This window comes from Streptomyces sp. NPDC050315 (assembly GCF_040655775.1).
Lineage (GTDB): Bacteria > Actinomycetota > Actinomycetes > Streptomycetales > Streptomycetaceae > Streptomyces.
In genome coordinates this window covers 113,028-136,122 of sequence record NZ_JBFAKN010000004.1, presented here as the reverse complement: position 1 = coordinate 136,122, position 23,095 = coordinate 113,028, and the positions used below count along the sequence as shown (strand labels likewise).

Below are 23,095 nucleotides of genomic sequence, written 5' to 3'. Positions count from 1 at the left end.
CGGCTACCGCCCGGCCGGTACCGGCTCCGGCTTCGTGTCGCCCTCCGCGGGGACGCTCTCGCGCGGCGCGGGGAGCACCGCGAAGATCACGGCCGCGACGGCGATGGTGACGGCCCAGCCCAGGCCGTGCGTGCCGAGCCAGGTGCCGGCCAGCGGACCGGTGAACCAGTCGACCTTGGTCAGGCACAGGCCGAGCGTCAGCGCGACCGTCCACGCGGTCATCGCCTGCCAGCAGAAGCCCGCCTTGTACCAGTACCGGCTGGTACGGGAGGTGTCCATCAGCGCCTCGGCGTCGTACTTCACCGTGCGCTTGGCGCGGCGCACCATGTCGATCGCGTACACGCCGATCCAGGCCGAGAAGGAGACGCCGAGCAGGGTCAGGAAGGCGATGAACTGGCTGATGAAGCTGGTCGCGACCAGCATCATGAAGCCGCCGCCGACCAGGCTGATGATCGCGTTGACGCTGACCGCGAGCGGCCGGGGCAGCTTGACGCCCATGGTCTGCGCGGTGAAGCCGGCCGAGTACATCGACAGGCTGTTGATCAGCAGCATGCCGACCACGGCGGTGAGCAGGTACGGGACGGCCAGCCAGGGCGGCAGGATGTCACCGAGGAAGGCGACCGGGTCGCTGGCCTTGGCCAGGTCCGGGGTCTTGGACGTCATGACCGCGCCCATGAGGACCATCGGCACCATGACCAGGCCCGCACCGGAGACGGTGGCGCCGACGATCTTCTTGCCCGAGGCCGAGCCGGGGAGGTAGCGGGTGAAGTCCGGGCCCGAGGGGACCCAGCTGAGGCCGCCGGCCGCGATGGTGCCGACGCCCGCGATCACCATCGCCGTCGTACCGGCCTTCTGCGCGAAGACCTCGTGCCAGTCCATCTTCGCGATCAGGTAGACCAGCACCAGCACGCTGAAGATACCGAAGAGGTACGTCGACCACTTGTTGCAGACGTTGAGGACCTTGCGGCCCATGCCGCTCACCAGGAACGTGACCGCGACGAAGACGAGCAGCGTGAGGACGGTGAGGAAGTTGTTGGCCTGGATGCCGAAGAGCAGCTTCAGGATCGTCAGCAGGGCGAACGCGCCGGTCACGGCGTTGATCGTCTCCCAGCCGAAGCGGGCGACCCACAGGATCATGCCGGGGAAGTAGTTGCCGCGGACGCCGAAGGTGGCGCGCGAGAGCATCAGGCCGGGCGCGCCGCCCCACTTGCCGGAGACCGACAGCAGGCCGGTGAGGCCGAAGGAGACCGCCGCGGCGATCACCGCGACGACCAGCACCTGCCAGAAGTTGAGGTGGTTGAAGACCACGAGGGAGGCGCCCATGGTCAGCAGCAGCACGCTGATGTTGGCGGCGACGTAGGTCGAGAAGAGTTCGCGGACCCGTCCGTGGCGTTCGTTGTCCGGTACGGGTTCGATTCCGCGGGTCTCTACGGTTCCTTGGGTCTCGGGGGAGGCCGTGGTGTCCATGGTGCAGGTGTCTCTCTTGCGCTGGGGCAGGGCACCCCCACAGGGGGCAGTCGGCAGCGGCGGTGATGCCTGGCTGCGGGGCGCGGTGGCCGTCGAGGACTCTACGCGCGTTGCGCGGCCTTTCCCATCGTACTTTGCACCAACTTCCTCCCGTAAGAGTCGTTGGACCCTCCGACGAGTCACTCGCGTCACACTCTTCGTCGGAGGGTCCAGCGCCGGGCCGGAGGCCCTGGTCAGCCGGTGGGCTCCGGCACCGGTCCGCGCTGGCCCACGCGGAAGTCGGCCCGGCGGAGGATCTCCTCGGCGTCGTCGACCGGCGGAAGGATCCAGCTCTCGTTGATGGCGCGTTTGCGTGCCTTCGCGTACGCGACGGGAACCTCGCGCAGCGCCCGGTCCCAGCCGGTGGTGAGCACCGCGCCCGCTTCGCCCAGATCGAGGCAAGTTGTATAAGGATCGGTGGTAAACGGCGCTATGTCCAGACCCAGTAGGTCGGCCGCCGCATTGTGCCCCGCGAATTTCCCCTGCGGCGTCGCGTGCTGGCAGCTCTGCGTCACGGTGTGACCGTCCTCGGCGGGCGCGGCCGCGGTGTCCCCGGCGGCGTACACCCCCGGTACTCCGCGCACCCGCAGCGACTCGTCCACCGCCAGCCGCCCCAGCCCGTCGCGCTCGGCGGGCAGCTGTGCGGTGAGGCCGCTCGCCCGCACCCCCGCCGTCCATACGGTCGTACGGGACGGGATGGTGCTGCCGTCGGAGAGGTGGACGGCCCGCTCGTCGACGCGCTCGATCGCGACGCCGAGCCGGCGCACCACGCCCAGCTCGTCCAGCGCCCGCTCGATCACCGGCCGGGCCGGCTCGCCGAGCCCGCGCCCGACGACCGTGTCCCGCTCCACCAGAACGACCTCGACCTCGTCCGCGAGGCCGTGCGGCGCCGCGATCGCCCGCAGTCGTCCGACCAGCTCGGTCGCGGCCTCCACGCCCGTGAACCCGGCTCCGGCCACCACCACCGTGAACCGCCCGGGGCTCGCGGGCGCGTCCGGCAGCGCCTGAAGATGCTTCTCCAGGGCGACGGCCGCGTCCATCGTGTCGATGTCGTGCAGCAGTCCGGCGCCGGGGAAGTCCGGGCGGACCAGCGCGCTGCCCGTGGCCAGTACCAGTCGCCGGTACGGGACCTCCGCGGGCCCCTCGGGGCCGTCGGCGGTGACCACCCGGCGGGCGGTGTCGATGCCGGTCGCGGTCGCGGCGATGCGCTGCACGCCGATGGGGCCCAGGATCCGGTCGAGCGGGACGCGGTACGCGGCCGGGTCCGCCTCGTACAGGCGGGGGCGGATCGTGAGGTCGGGGTCCGGGGTGAGCAGCGCGACCGTGGGGGAGGCGTCGTGGCTGCGCAGCAGGCGGGCGGCGCCCGCGGCGGCCCACATCCCGGCGAAGCCGCCGCCCACAATCAGGATGTCCGGCATCCAGATTCTCCTTCCAGTGCCCCGCGGCTCGTTCCGCGGGGATGAATCCGGATACTACACATCCAGATTCGATCCTGGACAGTGCGCATCCGGATTCGGTTACCGGACCGTGCGCGTCCCGAATCTGTGGCGTGCGGCCCCGGCGGCGGTGCGTGCCCGATACTGAGGGAGTTATGGAAATCGTCATCCTTGCTGTAGTCATCGCTGTGGTCGCGCTCGGCGCGATCAGCGGGCTCGTCGTCAGCAGCCGCAAGAAGAAGAAGCTGCCGCCGCCCCCGCCGACCACCCCGTCCGTCACCGCGCCCCCTGCGGAACCGCAGGTCGGTGAGGACGCCGAGACCCCCCGCGACGAGGAACGTCGCACCATCGAAGAAGTGGGCCTGCCGGACTCCGGCGCCACGCTCGTCGAGGAAGCGCCGGTCGCCGAGCCGGAGGCGCCCGCCGCGCCCCCGGTCGAGGTGCCGGAGCCGACCGCCGGCCGGCTCGTCCGGCTGCGCGCCCGGCTCTCCCGCTCGCAGAACACCCTGGGCAAGGGCCTGCTCACGCTGCTCTCCCGCGAGCACCTCGACGAGGACACCTGGGAGGAGATCGAGGACACGCTGCTCACCGCGGACGTCGGTGTGCAGCCCACTCAGGAGCTGGTCGAGCGGCTGCGCGAGCGCGTGAAGGTGCTCGGTACGCGTACCCCCGACGAGCTCCGCGGCCTGCTCCGCGAGGAGCTGCTCGCCCTCATCGGCACCGAGGCCGACCGCTCCGTGAACACCGCGAACGGCCTGGGCCCCACCGGCCAGGAGATCCCCGGCATCGTCATGGTCGTCGGCGTCAATGGCACCGGCAAGACCACCACGACCGGCAAGCTCGCCCGCGTCCTGGTCGCCGACGGCAAGTCCGTCGTGCTGGGCGCGGCCGACACGTTCCGTGCCGCCGCGGTCGACCAGCTGCAGACCTGGGGCGACCGGGTCGGCGCCCGCACCGTGCGCGGCCCCGAGGAGGGCGACCCCGCCTCGGTCGCCTTCGACTCGGTGAAGGAAGGTATCTCCGAGGGCGCGGACGTCGTACTGATCGACACCGCGGGCCGGCTGCACACCAAGACCGGCCTGATGGACGAGCTGGGCAAGGTCAAGCGGGTCGTGGAGAAGCACGGCCCGGTAGGCGAGGTACTGCTCGTCCTGGACGCCACCACCGGGCAGAACGGCCTGGTCCAGGCCCGGGTCTTCGCCGAGGTCGTGGACATCACCGGCGTCGTGCTGACCAAGCTGGACGGCACGGCCAAGGGCGGCATCATCGTCGCCGTCCAGCGCGAGCTGGGCGTGCCGGTGAAGCTGGTCGGCCTGGGCGAGGGCGCGGACGACCTCGCGCCGTTCGAGCCCGAGGCGTTCGTCGACGCGCTGATCGGCGACTGATCGGCGCGTGGACGGGTTAGGCCCGCATCGGGAACCGCTACGGATACATCGAGCCCCGCCGCACACGGAGTGCGGCGGGGCTCGGTGCTTGCGCCCGGCGGTACGGCGCGGGGATGACGCGCCCGACGGCCGGACGCGGGGCGATGGTTTTCGGGCGGGTGTGCGACGGGGGCGGGGGCGGTGGGCGGCTGGATCGGAGCGGAGGCGGGTCGGGCGGGGAGCACGCGGGCGCGCGGTCCGTACTCGTATGCGTACGTGCCTGTTCTGCGTGTACGTGTATGTGCCTGTGGACGCCGCGGGTCAGGCGCTCACCCGGTGACATACATAGGCCAATGTTCCGAGCAGCAGTTTTGCTTCGGGGGGATGCCCCACCCCGTCCAGCGTCGGCGGCCGCAGCCACCGCATCGGGCCCAGCCCCGCGAGGTCGCACGGCGGCGCGACGATGTGGTCGCCCGGGCCCAGCGGCCGCAGGTCCAGCGAGGCGTCGTCCCAGCCCATGCGGTACAGCAGCGTCGGCATCCCGGCGGCGGCGCCCGGCGCCACGAAGAACAGCGCCCGTCCGGTCGGGGTGACGGCCACCGGCCCCAGGGGAAGCCCCATCCGTTCGAGGCGCACCAGCGCCGTGCGCCCCGCGGCGGCCGGTACGTCCAGAATGTCGAAGCTGCGGCCGACCGGCAGCAGTACCGAGGCGCCCGGCGTCTCCGCCCAGACCGCCGCCGCCTTCTCCAGCGTCGCGCCGGCGGGCAGCACGTCGGCGAAGGGCAGGGGGTGGGCCCCGGGGCGGGCGCAGCGCGCCGCTCCGCACGAGCAGGCGGTCCGGCCGTCGCCGCCCCGCACCGCGCGGGCACCGGGCACGACGTCCCATCCCCACAGCTCGGTGTACTCCGCCACCGCCGTGGTCTCGGCGGAGCGGACCCGCCGCCTGGCGCCGTGGCGAATGTCGCGAAACTCCCGGATGCCGCCGATCGTGAAGCCCATGCCCCCTCCAACGGGTCCCGCAGGTCAGTGGTTACGTGCCGGAGTGTTGCCGTGACGCTCCGTCGCCAGTCGTGGTCATCGACGGTGTGACGTAGTGCTGTGGGTTGTGCGGCGTGACACGCGCGCCCTTGAGTGCTCCTCTCCGCCCAACCCTTCTCGACCTGTGTCAAGTCAATCGCGCGGAGCCGCGGAGGAGTTCATTCGAAGGGGTGGCGAATGGTGGCGTTTCATGGATCGGCCTCGCGGGAGACGTGATCGTAGGATTACTTTCGGTGCACGAACCGGGAGGGGTATCCGCCACATGGGTATGCCAAAGGCAAGCAGAGTGACCGCTTGGTGGCTTTCCGGCGGCCGGAATCCGTGGTCGGCTGGGGTCACTCCAGGACAGGCGTCGCGAAGGAGCGGCATCCTGTCGGAGGTTCGTGACGGGACGACAGATCCGGATGGGGGCGTTCGAGTTGGGCGGCAACGGCGGCACGTGCGCTGACAAGCGCCCGAACGAGCAGTTGGGTTCGTGGTTCGTGCGCAGCGGCTGGTCCAAGGGCGAGCTCGCCCGCCAGGTCAACCGCCGCGCCCGGCAGCTGGGCGCACACCACATCAGTACCGACACCTCGCGGGTCCGCCGCTGGCTGGACGGCGAGCAGCCCCGGGAGCCGATCCCGCGCATCCTCTCGGAGCTGTTCTCCGAGCGCTTCGGCTGCGTCGTGTCCATCGAGGACCTCGGCCTGCGCACGGCACACCAGTCCCCGTCGGTCTCCGGCGTGGACCTCCCCTGGGCCGGGCCCCAGACGGTCTCCCTCATCAGCGAGTTCTCGCGCAGCGACCTCATGCTGGCGCGGCGCGGCTTCCTCGGGACCTCGCTGGCGCTGTCCGCCGGGCCCGCCCTCATCGAGCCGATGCAGCGCTGGCTGGTGCCCACGCCCGCCGGGGCGGCCGACGAGGCGCCCGAGGCCGGGCGCCGCCGCGGCGGCCGGCTCTCGCAGCCCGAGCTGGAGCTGCTGGAGTCCACGACCATGATGTTCCGGCAGTGGGACGCCCAGTGCGGCGGCGGACTGCGCCGCAAGGCCGTCGTCGGGCAGCTCCACGAGGTCACCGACCTGCTCCAGGAGTCGCACCCCGAGGCGGTCTCCAAGCGGCTGTTCAAGGTCGCCGCCGAGCTCGCCGAGCTGGCGGGCTGGATGAGCTACGACATCGGTCTGCAGCCCACGGCCCAGAAGTACTTCGTCCTCGCCCTGCACGCGTCCAAGGAGGCCGGCGACAAGCCGCTCGGCTCGTACATCCTCTCCAGCATGAGCCGCCAGATGATCCACCTGGGGCGCCCCGAGGACGCCCTGGAGCTGGTCCATCTCGCCCAGTACGGCAGCCGGGAAATGGCCACGCCGCGCACGCAGGCCATGCTGTATGCGATGGAGGCCCGTGCGTACGCCGGTATGGGCCAGCCCAGCAAGGTCAAGCGGGCCGTCCGGATGGCGGAGGACACCTTCGCCGACGTGGAGCCCGGCGCGCGGCTGGAACCGGACTGGATCCGCTTCTTCTCCGAGGCCGAGCTGAACGCCGAGAACGCCCACTCGTACCGCGACCTCGCCTACGTAGCGGGCCGGAGCCCCACGTACGCCTCGCTGGCGCACCCGGTCATGGAGCGCGCCGTCGAGCTGTTCGGCAAGGACCCCGAGCACCAGCGCTCGTACGCGCTCAACCTCATCGGCATGGCCACGGTCCACCTGCTGCAGCGCGAGCCCGAGCAGTGCGCGGACCTCGCCCACCAGGCCATACCGTTCGCCAAGCAGGTGCGCTCGGAGCGGGTGAACACCCGGCTGCGCAAGACCGTGGACACCGCGGCGCGGGACTTCTCCGACGTCGCCGAGGTGATCCAGCTGACCGAAGAACTGCAGCACCACCTGCCGGAGTCCGCCGCGGAGGCGGTCTAGCGGGCAGCCCCCCGAAAACCCCGGCCGCGATCACACCCCGTACAGCCCGACTCGGCTCCCCCATCGCCAGGTCCAGGGCCGTGATCGCGGCCGGTCTGCTTTTGCGGCTGAGCCGCCGCCGCTCTCGCGGAGCTGGTTGCTCGCCGTCGTGGTTCCTCAATTCAGGGCTGATGCGTTCGGTGGAAAACACGGCCACGGCGACATCGGTGGCCCCCGCAAGCGTTCATCCGGGCGTAACACCGATGTCGCCTTCGTCACTGCCGTGAAACACCGGGGCGCTTCACCGGAAACGGCGCTGCGTCACGCTCGTGGCGTAAGTCGGCCCATCCCCACACCCGCACGGGCCGCATCGACGACGAGGAGACGCCGATGCCCCCAGGCATCCTGACGACGCTCGCGGCGGACCATGTCACGCTCGCCGCAGACAAGGTCGAGCTGAGCCCGGCCAACACCGGATTCATGCTGATCGCCACCGCCCTGGTGATGGTGATGACCCCCGCGCTCGCGTTCTTCTACGGCGGCATGGTCCGCGTGAAGAGCGTCCTGAACATGCTGATGATGAGTTTCATCAGCCTCGGCCTGGTGACCGTCCTATGGGTGCTGTACGGCTTCAGCCTCGCCTTCGGCACCGATCACGGCTCGGTCATCGGCTGGTCCGGTGACTACGTCGGCCTCAGCGGCATCGGCCTCACCGAGCTCTGGGACGGCTACAGCATCCCGGTCTACGTCTTCGCGGCCTTCCAGCTGATGTTTGCGATCCTCACCCCCGCGCTGATCAGCGGTGCCCTCGCGGACCGCGTGAAGTTCTCCGCCTGGGCCCTCTTCATCGTCCTGTGGGTGACGATCGTGTACTTCCCGGTTGCCCACTGGGTGTGGGGTGCCGGCGGCTGGCTCTTCGAGCTCGGCGTGATCGACTTCGCGGGCGGTACGGCCGTCCACATCAACGCCGGCGCCGCGGCGCTGGGCGTCATCTTCGTCGTCGGCAAGCGGATCGGCTTCAAGAAGGACCCGATGCGGCCGCACAGCCTGCCGCTGGTCATGCTCGGCGCGGGCCTGCTGTGGTTCGGCTGGTTCGGCTTCAACGCCGGCTCCTGGCTCGGCAACGACGACGGCGTGGGCGCGGTCGCCTTCCTGAACACCCAGGTCGCCACGGGCGCGGCGATGCTCGGCTGGCTCGCGTACGAGAAGCTGCGGCACGGCTCGTTCACGACGCTCGGCGCCGCGTCCGGCGCGGTGGCCGGCCTGGTCGCGATCACCCCGGCCTGCGGTTCGGTCAGCCCCCTCGGCTCCATCGCGATCGGCATCATCGCCGGTGTCCTCTGCGCCATGGCCGTCGGCCTGAAGTACCGGTTCGGCTACGACGACTCCCTCGACGTCGTCGGCGTCCACCTCGTCGGCGGTGTCGTCGGCTCCCTCCTCATCGGCTTCTTCGCCACCGGTGGCGTGCAGAGCGACGCCAAGGGCCTCTTCTACGGCGGCGGCCTGGCCCAGCTCGGCAAGCAGTCCGTCGGCGTGGTCTGCGTCCTGCTCTACTCCCTCGTGATCAGCTTTGTCCTTGCCAAGGTCGTCGACCTGGTGATGGGCTTCCGGGTCAGCGAGGACGAGGAGCTGGCGGGCGTGGACCAGGTCGCCCACGCGGAGACGGCGTACGACTACGGCGGCACCGGCGGCGGCACGGCCCTGCCCCGCACGGCGGCGTCGGCTCCGGGTTCGGCTGCCGGTTCGGCTCCGGGCTCCGGTGACACTCCGGCCCAGGGAGCCGAGGACGGCACGGCTCCGGCCTCGCAGGCAGGATCATCGGCTCAGGCCCAGGGCGGGACTCCGGGCAAGGCGAAGAAGGTGGACGTGTGAAGCTCATCACGGCAGTAATCAAGCCGCACCGGCTGGACGAGGTGAAGGAGGCCCTGCAGTCGTTCGGCGTGCACGGCCTGACCGTCACCGAGGCCAGCGGATACGGCCGGCAGCGCGGCCACACGGAGGTGTACCGCGGCGCCGAGTACACCGTGGACCTCGTCCCCAAGATCCGCATCGAGGTCCTGGTCGAGGACGCCGACGCCGAGCAACTGGTCGAGGTCGTCGTCAAGGCCGCCCGCACCGGCAAGATCGGCGACGGCAAGGTCTGGAGCGTCCCGGTCGACGAGGCGGTCCGCGTCCGCACGGGCGAACGGGGCCCGGACGCGCTCTGAGCGCGGGGCGCGTGCCGGCCGGTCGCTTGGTTGCGACCGGCCGGTGCGCTTCGTGGGAGAGGGTGCCTCTTCAGCTTGTTGGCGAGGGGAGGCGCCCGGCGGGGGGACGCATTCGGTGTGGCGGGCGCGATCGTGTGGGGGCGTCCCCCGGCGGGTCGGCTCCGGTGCGGTCTTGTGGGGGCGCCCAGTCGGGCCCGCTCCGGTGCTGCCGCGGCGCCGGGGTGCCGGGCCGCTCTGCCGCGGTATCCCCAGCCCGCCCCGGTACTGCCGCAGCGCCGGGGTGCCGCCCCACCAGGCGGTACTCCCAGCCCGTTGCGGCGGTCCCGCCCCGGCACTGCCGCGGCGCCGGTCTGCCGCCGTACTCCCAGCCCGTCCGGCGTTTGAGGACACCTTTGCGGGGGCCGGGGCTGCTGCCCCGGTTTCGGGAAGGGGTGGGTCCGGGGCACACCACCCCACGGCCACCGGCCGCCAACGGCACTGGCCGGACAACGCATCGCACGCCGCAACCCCCGGCAGCCGATGCCACACCAGAACGAACAAGGAGCGCGCGAGGTGACCGACAGCGTCGAGGAGACAGCAGGCGTCGACCGGACGGCCGGCATCGGCCCCGGCACGAACACGCCCGCAGCCGGGACCCCGAACAGCCCCGCCGCGGACCATCCCGCCTCGGCCGGCCCGGGCGGCACGGGCCGCCCCGCCGCGGCCGGCCCCGGCGGCACGGACCACCCCACCGCTGACCAGCGCACCGCTGACCACCACACCCCCGCCCCCGAATACCCCGCCGCCCGCCTGCAGCTCCTTCAGGACGAGACCACGACCGGCCCCGACCGCCGCGCCGCCCTCGCCCGCCTCACCGACCACTGGCTGGCCGGACTCTTCGAGCGCGCCGCCGCCCAAAGCGGCGTGACCGGCGCGGCCCTCGTCGCCGTGGGCGGCTACGGCCGCGGCGAGCTCTCCCCCCGCAGCGACCTCGACCTGCTCCTCCTCCACGACGGCAAGGCATCGCCCCAAGAGGTCGCGGCCCTCGCCGACCACCTCTGGTATCCGCTCTGGGACCTCGGCCTGGACCTGGACCACTCCGTCCGCACGCTCGCCGAAGCCCGCCGCACCGCACGCGACGACCTCAAGGCCCAGCTCGGCCTGCTCGACGCCCGCCACCTCGCCGGCACCCCCGACCTCACCACCGCCCTGCGCACCGCGAGCTTCGCCGACTGGCGCGAGGCCGCCCCCAAGCGCCTCCCGGAGCTCCACGCCCTCTGCCTCGACCGGGCCGACCGCCAGGGCGAACTCCAGTACCTCCTCGAACCCGACCTGAAGGAGGCCAGAGGCGGCCTGCGCGACGTCACCGCCCTGCGCGCGGTGGCCGCCTCCTGGCTCGCCGACGCTCCCCGGGCCGGCCTGGAGGCCGCCCGCGGCCGCCTGCTGGACGTACGCGACGCCCTCCACCTGGTCACCGGCCGGGCCACCGACCGGCTCGCGCTCCAGGAGCAGGACCAGGTCGCGGCGGCCCTCGGCCTGCTCGACGCGGACACCCTGCTCCGCCAGGTGTACGAGTCGGCGCGCACGATCTCGTACGCCGGCGACGTCACCTGGCGCGAGGTCGGCCGGGTCCTGCGCTCCCGCTCCGTACGGCCCTCGCTGCGCGGACTGATCAGCGGCAGGGGCGGGCGGACGGCGGCCAAGGGCGAGCGGTCGCCGCTGGCCGAGGGCGTCGTCGAGCACGACGGCGAGGTCGTACTGGCCCGCACGGCCCGCCCCGAACGCGACGCCGTGCTGCCGCTGCGCGCCGCGGCCGCCGCCGCCCAGGCGGGCCTGTCGCTGTCCCCGCACGCCGTGCGCCGGCTGGCCGTGGCGGCCCGCCCGCTGCCGGTGCCGTGGCCCGCCGAGGCCCGCGAGGAGCTGCTGACCCTGCTGGGCGCGGGCGCGCACACCGTGCCCGTATGGGAGGCGCTGGAGGCCGAGGGGATCATCACGCGGCTGCTGCCGGACTGGGAGCGCGTGCGCTGCCGCCCGCAGCGCAACGCCGTGCACCGCTGGACCGTCGACCGGCACCTCGTCGAGACGGCCGTACGGGCCTCCGCCCTGACCCGCCGCGTCCACCGCCCCGACCTGCTTCTCATGGCGGCCCTCCTGCACGACATCGGCAAGGGCTGGCCCGGCGATCACTCGGTGTCCGGCGAGACCATCGCCCGCGACGTGGCCACCCGGCTCGGCTTCGATGCCAAGGACACGGACGTCATCGCCACCCTCGTACGCCATCACCTCCTCCTCATCGAGACCGCCACCCGCCGTGACCTGGACGACCCGGCCACGGTCGGCGCGGTCGCCCAGGTGGTCCGCTCGGCCGGCACGCTGGAGCTGCTGCACGCCCTCACGGAGGCCGACGCGCTGGCCACCGGGCCCGCGGCCTGGAGCCGCTGGCGCGAGGGACTGGTCGCCGACCTGGTCCGGCGGGTCGGCGGACTGCTGGCGGGCGAACCGGACGCCACCACGCCCACCCCGTGGGAGCCCACAGCGGAACAGGAACGCCTCGCCATCGAGGCGTGGCGCACGGGCGAACCGGTACTCGCCCTCCACACCCGGGCCGAGCCGCCCATGATGGCGCCGGAGCCCCCGTCGAACGGCACAGCACCCAGGCCGACCAGCGAGTCCACTGGGCTCCAGGGATCCGCTGGGGCGCACGAGTCCGCCGGCCCCCAGGAACCGGTCGGCGTCGAACTTCTCATCGCCGTACCGGACCGGCCGGGCATCCTCCCCGCCACCGCCGGCGTACTCGCCGTGCACCGCCTCACCGTCCGCGCCGCCGACCTCCGCGTCATGCCCCTGCCGGAGGAGCTGTCCGGAACGGCCGAGGGGAAGGACGGCGAGGCGGACCCGCGCTCCGAAACCGAGACCCGGTCCGCGACGGGCACGGGCTCCGATGCCGCCCGCAGCCCGCTGCTGCTCCTCAGCTGGCGGGTGGCGGCCGAGTACGGATCGCTGCCGCAGGCGGTCCGGCTCCGTGCCGACCTCGTACGGGCCCTGGACGGCACGCTCGACATCCCGGCCCGCCTCGCCGAGCGCGAACGCGCCTACGCACGGCGCTCGCGTCGGCTCCAGGCGCCGCCGCCCCGGGTGACGGTGGCGCCAGGCGGCTCCCGCTCCGCCACCGTCATCGAGGTACGGGCCCAGGACGCCCAGGGCCTGCTGTACCGGATCGGCCGCGCCCTGGAGGACGCGGGCGTCACGGTCCGCAGCGCCCACATCAGCACTCTCGGCGCCAACGCGGTGGACGCCTTCTACGTCACGGACCCCGACGGCTCCCCCCTTCCGTCCGGCACCGCGACGGAAGTGGCCCAGGCCGTGGAGCGAGCGCTGAAGTGACCCACAGCCCCGAAGTGATCCCCAGCACCGCCGCCACCACGCAGGACCATCAGACGCTCGCGGTACTCGGGGGGCTCCGAGCACCGGTGCCCCCGGCGTGGTCCGTGCTCCCGGCGCTTGCGGGCGGCCCGGAGGAGCACCGTTCTGCGCCCGGCGCACGAGGTGAGCCCGTCCCTCTCCGTCTCTTCGGGTAGGCCCGGACGTTCTGTACCGTGGGGCGGATACTCTAGAAGCCGATTGACTCCACCCCCGACCCCGAGGATCGACGACCGCCGTGTTCGATACGCTTTCCGACCGCCTGGCGAGTACTTTCAAAAATCTCCGGGGCAAGGGGCGCCTCTCCGAGGCGGACATCGACGCCACCGCGCGCGAGATCCGGATCGCCCTGCTCGAAGCGGACGTCGCGCTGCCCGTCGTCCGGGCCTTCATCAAGCAGGTCAAGGAGCGCGCGCTCGGCTCCGAGGTCTCCCAGGCGCTGAACCCCGCCCAGCAGGTCATCAAGATCGTCAACGAGGAGCTCATCGGCATCCTCGGCGGCGAGACCCGTCGCCTCCGCTTCGCCAAGCAGCCGCCGACGGTCATCATGCTCGCCGGCCTCCAGGGCGCCGGTAAGACCACCCTGGCCGGCAAGCTGGGCCGCTGGCTCAAGGCGCAGGGCCACACCCCGATGCTGGTCGCCTGCGACCTCCAGCGCCCGAACGCCGTGAACCAGCTCTCCGTCGTCGCCGAGCGCGCCGACGTGGCGATCTTCGCCCCCGAGCCGGGCAACGGCGTCGGCGACCCGGTCAAGGTCGCCCAGGACTCCATCGAGTACGCCCGCGACAAGCAGCACGACGTCGTGATCGTCGACACCGCCGGCCGCCTGGGCATCGACCAGGAGCTGATGCAGCAGGCCGCGGACATCCGTGACGCGGTCAAGCCGGACGAGGTCCTCTTCGTCGTCGACGCCATGATCGGCCAGGACGCGGTCAACACCGCCGAGGCGTTCCGCGACGGCGTCGGCTTCGACGGCGTGGTGCTCTCCAAACTCGACGGCGACGCCCGCGGTGGTGCCGCGCTCTCCATCGCGCACGTCACCGGCAAGCAGATCATGTTCGCCTCCAACGGCGAGAAGCTGGACGACTTCGACGCGTTCCACCCGGATCGCATGGCGTCCCGCATCCTGGGCATGGGCGACATGCTGTCGCTCATCGAGAAGGCCGAGCAGACCTTCAGCCAGGCCGAGGCCGAGAAGATGGCGGCCAAGCTGCAGAAGGGCCCGAAGGAGTTCACGCTCGACGACTTCCTGGCCCAGATGGAGCAGGTCCGCAAGATGGGCTCCATCTCCAAGCTGCTCGGCATGCTGCCCGGCATGGCGCAGATGAAGGACCAGATCAACAATCTCGACGAGCGGGACGTGGACCGCACCGCCGCGATCATCAAGTCGATGACCCCGGGCGAGCGCCAGGACCCGACGATCATCAACGGCTCGCGCCGCGCCCGTATCGCGCGCGGTTCGGGTGTCGACGTCAGTGCCGTGAAGAGCCTGGTCGAGCGCTTCTTCGACGCCCGCAAGATGATGTCGAAGATGGCCCAGGGCGGCGGCATGCCGGGGATGCCGGGCATGCCGGGGATGCCGGGCATGGGCGGCGGCGCCAAGAAGAAGAAGCAGCAGAAGAAGGCCAAGGGCAAGCAGCGCAGCGGCAACCCCATGAAGCGCAAGGCCGAGGAAGAGGCCGCCGCGGCCCGCCGCGAGGCGGCCCAGAACGGCAACCCGCTCGGCCTCCCGCAGGGCGGCCAGAACGACCCGCAGAACTTCGAACTCCCCGAGGAGTTCAAGAAGTTCATGGGCTGACGCGCGACCGCCAGTCGCATCCCGCCCCTACGGCCCCGCCCGGACCCTTCCGGCCGGGGCCGTACGCGTACGCCGTCCGGCCGCCGCCCTCGTGGGCACGCGGGGAGACGTGTACATGCTCGGCCCTCGTCTCCGTCAGTGCGTGCAGCCTTCGGGGTCCGCGGCCTCCGTGGCACAGGCCAGGTGCGAGGGGTGTGCGGGCTCTGCGCCGCGTATAGGGCACTCCAGGGGGAGCGTAGTGCCGCGGGCGAGGCCGGCCGCGAGTGGAGTGCCGCTGCAGAGGTCGGTCGGCAGCGGAGTTCCGCTGGCGAGGTCGGCCGGGCTCAGGCCCAGTGCGACGGCCGCGGTGGCGCCCACATCCGACAGCGACGCCGCGTCCGGCAGCCGCTCGGCGGCCGCAGCGCCGGGACGGTGGATCAGTACTGGCACGAACTCCCTGGTGTGGAAGGCGTGCCCGATCGTCGGGTCGTTGCCGTGATCGCCGGTGACGATCAGGCGGTCCCCGGGCCCGGTGAGCAGCGGCAGCAGCGCCGCGATCCCCGCGTCCACCCGCCGCAGCACGGCCGCGTACCGCTCCGGATCCTGCTCATGCCCGGCCAGATCGGTCTCCTGCACATTGCTGACCACCAGCACCGACCCTTCCGGCCCCGCGCCCTCGCCCTGCCCGAATGCCCGTACCGCGTCCAGCGTGTGCTCCAGCACCTCCCCGGTGTCCACCGCCGGCCGGCGCACCGCCGCATCGCAGGCCAGGATGTCGGCCGCCTTGCCGACGAGCGTGACGGGCACGCCCGCCCGGGCGGCGGCCTCGGGCAACTGCCGCGTGTGGTCCAGCGGCGCCCCCAGATGCCGCACCTCCAGCCCGCCGTTGCGGTAGAAGCCACTGGCTGGGGTGTCCAGCCCGACCGTGCCGGCCTCCCCGTGCCGTACGAACCCGGGAAGCGGCCCGTCGGCGTGGCCGCCCACTGCGATCACCCGGGCCACCGGAGCGACCGATCTGACCACCCGCGCCACGGCCAGCACCTGTGCGAACGGTGCCTCACCCAGCCGCGCCGAGGCGTTCCAGTTGATACCCGGATCGGCCTCCAGACTGTCGTGCACCAGCACCCGCCCGTCGACCGTCAGCAGCGGCTTGCCGTCGAGCAGTTCCGTACGGTGCCCGGCCGCCCGCAGCGCCGCGGTCACCTTCTGGAGGTGCTCGGCGAGCCGGGCCACCGTCACCCGGCTGAAGTCGGCGCCCATCATCGTCTGGTGCCCCGCGTACGTGTCCGCGCCCGGATAGCCCAGCGCCGCCCGGCCGGCGGCGACCGGCAGCGAGGGGCGCGTCGCGAGATCCGGATGCGGATGCACGGAGCCCAACCCGAGCGCGCCGAGCGCGGGCAGCTCCAGGGGGCGGTCGGTCGTCGCGCGGTGGTGGTCGAGGAGATGGCCGAGGGTGTCGGCCCGCACGTCGCCGGGGCGCAGCGCACCGGCATCGGGCATCGCGCCGATGCCGAAGCCGTCGACGACGAGGATGACGATCTTGCTCATGGCGGTTCCTGGCGTCCGAGTCGGGTGGTCGAAGTAGGCATGGGTTACGGGGGACGACGGGGGAGCGGGGCCGCCTGCCGGGCGGCGGTGGCTGGTCAGTCCGGTCAGTAGGGCCTCCCGAGCGGGTCGTAGAGGCCGCTGAGCTTCGGCGTGCCCGAGGACAGCCCGGAGACGACGGCCACGCTGCTGCGGGTGACGAAGATCTGGGTACGGAAGGCCAGCACGGCGGTATCACCCACCCGCGCGTCCCCGGGAGCGAGCAGCCGGTAGTAATCGATGTTCGCGGCGGGCGCCTCCTCGACCCGCAACCGCGCCCCGGTACGCGGGATCAGCGCCTCCCTGGCGTCGCCCCGGGCGTAGAACCCGCCCCCGTGCAACGCGGGCCTGCCGTCGGCGAGCGTATGGGCGACCTCGCTCACGTACACGTACGCGGGCTGCTCCGGCTGTGTGTGGTCCACCGCGTGCAGCGGGGTGGTGCCGGTGAGGGCGTGGCCGGGCTCCCCGTGTGTCGCGCCCAGCCGCGCCAGCAGCGGCAGGGTGGCCATCGATGTGGCGCTCGGCGCGCTCAGCTTGAGGTCCGTGTAACCACGGGCGGTGAGCCGCTCCACGGCGGTACGGGCCAGCGCGAAGTTGGCCGTGGGCCGCGGCTCTCCCGTCTCCGGATCACACAGCACACACGGAAACGCCGTGACGCCGGCCACTCGAATCCCCGGCAGCCGCTCGGCCTCCGCGACGAAGGCGTCCAGACCGTCCGGGCCGTCCAGACCGTCCAGGCCGGCCGCACATTCCGGGCCGTCGTCAGCCCCACCGAGCCGTACTCCGCCCTCCTGTCCCGGATACACCGCACCGGCCGCCCCCTCCAGCCGGATCAGTACGTCCTGGACGAATCCGAGCCGGGTGGCGGCGTCCGAGACGGCTCGGGCGTTCGCCAGGTCGTAGACGGTGACGGTCTCCGGACGCCAGGCGAGCATCTCGGGCAGTACTCGGGCCGGGATCTGGACGAGGTGGCCGAGGTTGCCGGGCTGCGCGCCCGCGGCGTTCAGGATGCGGGCCTCGGGCGGATCGATGGCCGCGAACTGCGGGATGTGCCGCGCGATGGCCTCGATCAGCTCCGGATTGCGGCCGATCTGCTTGACCACGAACCAGAGCGACAGACCGAGCCGGTCCGCCTCCCGGGCCAGCAGTTCGGCATTGGACTCGATGGCATCCAGGTCCATGACGTACGTGTCCGGCGGAATGGCCCCGGAGTCATGCAACTCGGCTGCGCACGCGACCAGTTCCGGATTGCGGTGGAGGACGGCGTCGAGGAACACGGTCACCCCCCTGTCTCGCGAAGGTCGCGTGTCTCACGCAGGTCGCGCAGCGATCGGCGCAGGATGTCGAGCACGAGGTCCGCGCCGGCCCGCATGGGATTGATCCGCACGGTCCATTCGGCGAGCTCAGGCGCGTCTTCCAGGAACGAGCTCGACATGCGGTAGAACAACGGGGCGATCTCGTAACGGGAATTGGAGCCGACGGGGTAGGGCGCGGCGCCGTACCGCGCGGCCACGGTGGGCAGTTCGCGGGCCACCGGCCGGTCCAGCCGCACCAGCAGACAGCGGTCCTGGGCATTGGCGATACGGACCTCGGCGACGCCCGGCACCTCACCCGCCGCCAGCCGTTCGGCCACCTCCGTGCCCACCGCTGACTGCAGCGACCACATCACCGGTACGTGCGTGAGAGCGCGCAACGCGTCCAGCGCCTGATGCCCCTGAACCTGGCCGCCTCCCGAGTAGTTGTCCGCGTGCACGCGCGACACCAGGTCGGCCGAGCCCACCACGGCCCCGACGCCTTCCGGACCGTGCAGCTTGAAGAGCGAGAAACAGGAGGCGTCGGCGCCCAGTTCGACCCCGCTCTCCGGGACCCGCATGACCGCGTAGTTGTCGTCGACGACCGTGCGCACCCCGGCCGCACGGCACGCCGCCAGCACCTCACCCGGCTCGTAGGAGTCGGCAAGCCGCTGCCGGGTGTGCTGTACGTACGCCCAGGAGAACCGCCCGCTGTCCAGCGCCTCCGCCAGCGCCGAACGGTCGTTGAAGTCCACCTCCGTCACCGCCACGCCCAGGCCGCGCAAGGTGACAGCGGTGGTGCGGTAGACCGGTGCGCGGTGGGTGAGGAGCGGATCACCCGCGCCGAGCACCGCGGAGAGCGCGGCGCGGATCGCGCCGGTACCCGCTCCCTGGACCAGGGCGGCATCCTCGGCCCCGAAGAAATCGGCGAGTACGGTCTCCACTCGGGCGGTCGTACGCGGCCGGCCGAGCCCGGGGACGACTCCGGCGTCCGCCTCGAAGAGCTGCTCTCCTTCGAAGCGCCGCGCAACGCAATCCAGCAGCCGGTGCTGCCGCGCGACGGCGTCCGCCAGCGGCACGGTCGGCAAGGGAAAGGTCTGCGGCAACGAGGCCACTGGAGAGTCGAGCCCGGCCCCCGGCCGCTGCCCGGCGATCCGTTCCTGTGCGGACATCTCAGACCGCCTCCTCTGGGTGCGCTCCGGTGAGGAAACGGATCGGATTGCGGCGGGTCATGAGGTCGATCAGGCCGTCGTCCACCCCCGCCGCCCGCAGCCGCGGCAGGAAGGACCGGAACAGATGGCCGTACCCCTGTCCGCCCTCGTCCCGCAGATAGCCGTGCCGGGAGATGTCGCCACTCAACAGCACCCGGTCCGCATGCCCGGCTGCCACCAGCTCCAGCAGCAACCGCAGCCGGGCCGCGTCGCTCTGGTAATGCTCCTTGCCGACCGTGTCGAAGGCGACGTACGCCCCGCGGCCCGCCAGCTCCCGGTGCACACCCGAGTCGTCCAGCAGGTCCTGATGGCCGATGCAGATCCGGTGCGGCGGCAGCCCCTCCGCGGTGAGCAGCGCCAGTTGCGCGGGGCCACCCCGGCCGAGCTGGGCATGGGTGGCCACGGAGAGGCCGGTGGCCACAGCGGCCCGCGCGGCCGCCTTCAGCGCACGGACCTCCGGCTCGCTGGGGCGGTCACCGTGGCTGCCGACCTCTCCGATGACGCCGGGGAGTATGCCCTCCGGGCCGATGCCTTCGGTGATCTCCCGCAGCAGCATGCCGGTCAGCTCCTCGACGCAGGCGTCGCCGACCTCGGCGGGGTGGAACGGCTCGTAGTACCAGCCGGTGGCCGCGACGACCGGGACGCCGGAGTCCTTCGAGATCCGGGTCAGTGCCGCCACATCGCGGCCCATGCCCCGGCAGCTCAGCTCGATGAGCAGCGACAGCCCGGACTCCTCGCGCAGCGCGGCGAGTTCGCCGGCGACCGCGTCGGCGTGCCGGTTGTCGAGCACCGCTGCCCGGTCGGTGCCCCGGCGCAGATCGAGTGCCAGGTGCTCGTGCGCGAGCGCGGGGCCCCGTACGGCGGCGGGGGCGAGGGGACCGTTGACGGTCCGGATGTCCTGCATGGTGCTGCCTTGCTTTCTTCCTGCCGGAGGGCCGGTCCTTGAATGAGGTAGGTGGCTCGCCCCGTTCCCGTACGCCGCCGGTCGGGCCTGCGTACGGACCGCGTCAGCCCTTGACGGGGGTGAACAGGTCCAGCCAGTAGAGGAAGTTGAGGATGATGCCGCCGACGATCACGGCGGCGGGCGCCGCGGCCATGCGGACCACGACCCGGCCCATCGCCTCGTTCACCAGGTAGAGCCCGCCGACGATGAGGATGCCGAGGCCGCCGCCCATGGCGTTGGCCGCCATCAGGGAGCCGAAGAGGATGGCCAGTCGCAGCGAATCGCTGATCGCACCGCGCAGGTGCTCGGAGGAGTCCCGTACGGACGGCAGCCGCCCGAGTATCTGGCCGATCCACGAGAGCGCCAGCACCTCGACGGCGAAGACCAGGGCTCCGCATATCAGTGCCAGCCAGGGGTTCGGCAGGAGATAGCCGATCGGGTAGACCAGCGTGAAGCCGGCGATGGCGTAGGCGCCCGAGGCCAGTGCCGTGGTGGCGATCAGCGGGATGAAGCCGAAGACGCGATAGAAGTCCACTTGGGCCGCGCCGCTGTAGTCACCCTTGGCGATCAGGAAGCTGGTCGCCTCGCCACCGCCGAAGATGTGCATCTGGGCCAGCAGGCAGACCCCCGCACCCAGCACCATGAACAGCGGCAGATGCTTGCGCAGCCGGGTCGCGCTCGCACTGAACAACGAGGCCATGGGGTCGTCGTCGCCCGACGCGTCCTCCGCCGGGCCGTCGGCTCTTCCGGCCTGCTCGGCCCGCTCCGTCCTGCGCTGCCGCAGATCCTTGGCCACGGCGAACGCGATCAGCATCAGCACGCCCACCGCCATGGCGACGGCTCCGGGGAAGACGCCCGGCCAGAGCTTCATCGTGGCGACGACCAACGCCAGTTCGATCACGCCCGCGATACCGCCGCGCAGCTTGCCGAACTGCTTGCTGATCGCCAGTACCGGAAAGAGCGTGAAGAGGAAGAGGATCGGCGTCGACATCTGCTGCATCGCGGTGAGGAAGTCGACCGGCAGGTCGTGCGCCAGGCTGTTGGCACCGTTCAGCCCGAAGACGACGACCGTGCCCCAGGCGGCCCCGAGGATCGGCGCCAGCCACTTCTTCGGCGAGAGGATGCCGAGAATGTCGGTGGGCAGGAAGAGCAGCCAGGGGTTCAGCACTCCCGTGGACAGCGCCATCGGCGCGCCCAGTCCGAAGATGAAGCCCGCGGAGAGCCCGAAGGAGACGGCCGTGGTGGCGCTGCGGGTCGTGCGCCCCTGGATGAAGTCCAGCATGAAGGGGCGTACACCGTCATTGAAGACGGCCAGGGCCAGATGCGAGATGAAGGCCGTCAGGGCGCAGAGGGCGATGACAGTCAGCTGCTGTGTCACCGACAGGCTGAGATCTGTACTGCCGGCGGCTGCGGCGGCGATGGTCCCACTCACGGCTCACTCCTCAATGCCTCGACCGGGTCAGGCGCCGTGAGCCGCGATGGCGCGGGCGATGACGGGGGCGACTGTGTCGATCTTGTCCATGCCGAAGCCGAAGACCTTCTTGCCGCCGCCGAGGAGGGCGCTCACCTCGTCCTCGGTGGGGACGGAGCGGCCGAAGGTGTGGCAGGCGGCGCTGCCCATGAGGCCCAGCAGGACGCCGAGCGAGGCGCCGGCGCCGGTGTGGCAGGTGCCCAGGTAGTAGTCGGCGTGTCCGGCGCGCAGCTTCATCGCCGCGTCCATGTCGCTGGAGACCGCGACGTCGACGCCGTCCAAAGCCAGCTTCTTCACGGTCTCGGCGACCTCGAGCTTGCCGACGCCGCCGGTGAGGATCTTCGTCATGGCACATCCCTTCCGAGTGCGTTCCTGCTGAGTACGGCGAGATGCATCGCCAGGAAATTGATCTCGGAGTCGGGCAGCGCGGCGCCCAACTCCTCCTTGGCGCGCAGGGATATGGCGCGGGCCCGCTCGACGGCCCGGGGCTGGTCGGCGAGCTGCGCCGCCACGTCCCCGTCGGTGAGGAACTGCTCGATGGGTTCGCCGTTCAGCAGCCGGGTGAGGGCCATCACGAGGTGACTGGTCAGCATGCCGGCGGTGTCCTCGGTGACGGGACGGCCTTCCGCCGCCAGCGCGGTCAGCTCCTCCTCGACGAATCGCGTCACCTGCGGCGGCGCCTGTCCGCTGTCCCGGAAGAGCTGGAGGCGGAGGGCGAGTCGGTCCTCCATGGGTCGTCCTTTCCTCGCGATGCCGACGGTGTGACTGGTATCGACAGTAACCAGGATTCTGGATATTGGGGAGAGTTGTGAGCACTCTTTTTCGAATGAGTGAAGGGGTGTTCTGTGGTTGACGCTCGGTTCGGGCGTGGCGAAGCCCGGCGCGCACCGTCGCCCGGGGGGCGCCGTTCCCAAGGTCAGTACGAGGGCATGCGCTCGCCGCGCAGTACTTCCCCCTGCAGATCGGTGACGACGGACAGGTCCAGTCCGTCTCGTACCGCACTCAGGGCAGCGGCGCCCTGCGCCCGTCCTATGAGCGCGGCGCTGGAGTTGCGCAGAGACAGATCGCGGGTGATGTCGTCGCCCAGCGGCAGTACATCGACGTCCGGCCCGAGGTGGTCCTGGACCTCGTCGAGATTCCATACCGTGGCGTCCACCTCGCCGCGGGCGAACAGGTCCCGCAGTTGCATGTACGACGCCTCCACCCACTGGATGTCGTCGCGTCCGGCGAACGCCCGGGCGGCCAGCATCCGCAGGTCCTCGGACGCGGAGTCGATGGCCACTCGAAGCCCCGGCGCCTCCGGATCCACGCCGTGCCGCAGCAGCAGACCGTGCGCGCCGACGTACGTGGCCGGGCCGAGGTCGGCGACCAGCTCCAAGGGGAGCTCGTCGAGGAACCGGTCGGCGGCGAAACGGGAGAGCACGACCAGGTCGACCTTGCTCTCCAGCAGGGCCTCGACGCGGGTGGCCGCGCCCCGCATGAATGTGATCGCGAACGGGGCGCCGGCGCCCTCGAAGGCCGTGCGCAGGCCGGTGGCCAGCCCTTCGTACCGCCGTGAATAGGGGAGAGGCATGGCGGCGAGCAGCGTGCCGAGCCCCGACAGGCGCCACAGTATGGTCCGGTCGGCCCGCACCAGGAAGGTGCCGAGGTGTCCGCGGGCGACCGTCTCGATCGCACCTGCCTCCTCCAGCAGCTGAAGGGCGGCCTGAACCGTGCCATTGCCCACGCCGAGCTCCTCGGCGAAGTCGCGGACGCGCGGGAGGCGGGTGTCTTCCTCATGATTGAGCAACAGGGCCGCGAGCTGCCGCGCAGCCAGTCCGTTGCGAGTGAGGAACCGCTCGTCCACGCTGTTCATGCAAATGACAATAACCAGGATTCTGGATTTTGCCAAGGGGTTTTTGCGAACGGGCGAAGGAATGCGTGCACGGAGCAGACGTGCAGAGCTCGGCGAGCGCGGATGCCGTCACCGGCACGCGCCACGGCTCGACTTGCCGACGTC

The 23,095-nt window shown here is 71.7% G+C and carries 17 protein-coding genes; 6 read left to right on the top strand and 11 right to left on the bottom strand.

The window, feature by feature from the left end; genetic code table 11:
- Window positions 1-3: 3 nt before the first annotated feature.
- The gene (locus tag AB0I82_RS15900; protein ID WP_363257846.1) at window positions 4-1,467 is read right to left on the bottom strand and encodes a cytosine permease; all 1,464 of its coding nucleotides are present in this window, start codon (window positions 1,465-1,467) and stop codon (window positions 4-6) included.
- 233 nt (window positions 1,468-1,700) lie between these two features.
- Window positions 1,701-2,924 carry an FAD-dependent oxidoreductase gene (locus AB0I82_RS15895; protein ID WP_363257845.1) on the bottom strand — a complete coding sequence of 408 codons (1,224 nt, stop codon included), beginning with the start codon at window positions 2,922-2,924 and terminating at the stop codon, window positions 1,701-1,703.
- A 173-nt stretch (window positions 2,925-3,097) separates the two neighbouring features.
- Between AB0I82_RS15895 and ftsY the strand changes: the two genes are divergently transcribed.
- On the top strand, window positions 3,098-4,327 hold the full coding sequence (gene ftsY, locus AB0I82_RS15890; RefSeq protein ID WP_363257844.1) for a signal recognition particle-docking protein FtsY: 1,230 nt from the start codon (window positions 3,098-3,100) through the stop codon (window positions 4,325-4,327).
- A gap of 300 nt (window positions 4,328-4,627) precedes the next feature.
- On the opposite strand, the gene AB0I82_RS15885 is transcribed toward ftsY, so the two are convergent.
- Entirely contained in the window at window positions 4,628-5,305 is a 678-nt protein-coding gene (locus tag AB0I82_RS15885) for a bifunctional DNA primase/polymerase (protein ID WP_363257843.1), read from the bottom strand.
- A 458-nt stretch (window positions 5,306-5,763) separates the two neighbouring features.
- On the opposite strand from AB0I82_RS15885, the gene AB0I82_RS15880 reads away from it, so the two are divergent.
- From AB0I82_RS15880 to ffh, 5 genes are all read left to right on the top strand, one after another.
- Window positions 5,764-7,233: a hypothetical protein gene (locus tag AB0I82_RS15880; RefSeq protein WP_363258385.1), complete on the top strand. Its 1,470-nt coding sequence runs from the start codon at window positions 5,764-5,766 to the stop codon at window positions 7,231-7,233.
- A gap of 369 nt (window positions 7,234-7,602) precedes the next feature.
- On the top strand, window positions 7,603-9,084 hold the full coding sequence (locus AB0I82_RS15875; protein ID WP_363257842.1) for an ammonium transporter: 1,482 nt from the start codon (window positions 7,603-7,605) through the stop codon (window positions 9,082-9,084).
- Window positions 9,081-9,419 (top strand): P-II family nitrogen regulator, encoded by a 339-nt coding sequence (locus tag AB0I82_RS15870; protein WP_031065450.1) that lies wholly within the window; start codon window positions 9,081-9,083, stop codon window positions 9,417-9,419. The genes AB0I82_RS15875 and AB0I82_RS15870 overlap by 4 nt, the downstream gene beginning before the upstream one ends.
- A gap of 552 nt (window positions 9,420-9,971) precedes the next feature.
- Complete coding sequence (locus AB0I82_RS15865) at window positions 9,972-12,782, top strand: [protein-PII] uridylyltransferase (protein ID WP_363257841.1); 2,811 nt, start codon at window positions 9,972-9,974, stop codon at window positions 12,780-12,782.
- Window positions 12,783-13,056: 274 nt separating this feature from the next.
- Window positions 13,057-14,616: a signal recognition particle protein gene (gene ffh / locus AB0I82_RS15860; protein ID WP_363257840.1), complete on the top strand. Its 1,560-nt coding sequence runs from the start codon at window positions 13,057-13,059 to the stop codon at window positions 14,614-14,616.
- Between the two features lie 135 nt (window positions 14,617-14,751).
- Here ffh and AB0I82_RS15855 read toward each other — a convergent pair whose 3' ends face one another.
- From AB0I82_RS15855 to yhfZ, 8 genes are all read right to left on the bottom strand, one after another.
- Window positions 14,752-16,143, bottom strand: a complete 1,392-nt coding sequence (locus tag AB0I82_RS15855) for a phosphopentomutase (RefSeq protein ID WP_363257839.1) — start codon at window positions 16,141-16,143, stop codon at window positions 14,752-14,754.
- A gap of 104 nt (window positions 16,144-16,247) precedes the next feature.
- On the bottom strand, window positions 16,248-17,456 hold the full coding sequence (locus AB0I82_RS15850; RefSeq protein ID WP_363257838.1) for an alanine racemase: 1,209 nt from the start codon (window positions 17,454-17,456) through the stop codon (window positions 16,248-16,250).
- Window positions 17,457-17,458: 2 nt separating this feature from the next.
- Window positions 17,459-18,643: an aminotransferase class V-fold PLP-dependent enzyme gene (locus tag AB0I82_RS15845; RefSeq protein WP_363257837.1), complete on the bottom strand. Its 1,185-nt coding sequence runs from the start codon at window positions 18,641-18,643 to the stop codon at window positions 17,459-17,461.
- A gap of 1 nt (window position 18,644) precedes the next feature.
- Window positions 18,645-19,586 carry a phosphotriesterase gene (locus tag AB0I82_RS15840; protein ID WP_363257836.1) on the bottom strand — a complete coding sequence of 314 codons (942 nt, stop codon included), beginning with the start codon at window positions 19,584-19,586 and terminating at the stop codon, window positions 18,645-18,647.
- A gap of 103 nt (window positions 19,587-19,689) precedes the next feature.
- A complete protein-coding gene (locus tag AB0I82_RS15835) occupies window positions 19,690-21,057 on the bottom strand; it encodes a YhfT family protein (protein WP_363257835.1) in 1,368 nt (455 codons plus the stop codon).
- A gap of 27 nt (window positions 21,058-21,084) precedes the next feature.
- Window positions 21,085-21,444, bottom strand: a complete 360-nt coding sequence (locus AB0I82_RS15830; protein WP_363257833.1) for a DUF2620 family protein — start codon at window positions 21,442-21,444, stop codon at window positions 21,085-21,087.
- A complete protein-coding gene (locus AB0I82_RS15825; RefSeq protein ID WP_363257832.1) occupies window positions 21,441-21,827 on the bottom strand; it encodes a PRD domain-containing protein in 387 nt (128 codons plus the stop codon). The genes AB0I82_RS15830 and AB0I82_RS15825 overlap by 4 nt, the downstream gene beginning before the upstream one ends.
- A 185-nt stretch (window positions 21,828-22,012) precedes the next feature.
- Complete coding sequence (gene yhfZ, locus AB0I82_RS15820) at window positions 22,013-22,951, bottom strand: GntR family transcriptional regulator YhfZ (RefSeq protein ID WP_363257831.1); 939 nt, start codon at window positions 22,949-22,951, stop codon at window positions 22,013-22,015.
- Window positions 22,952-23,095 lie beyond the last annotated feature (144 nt).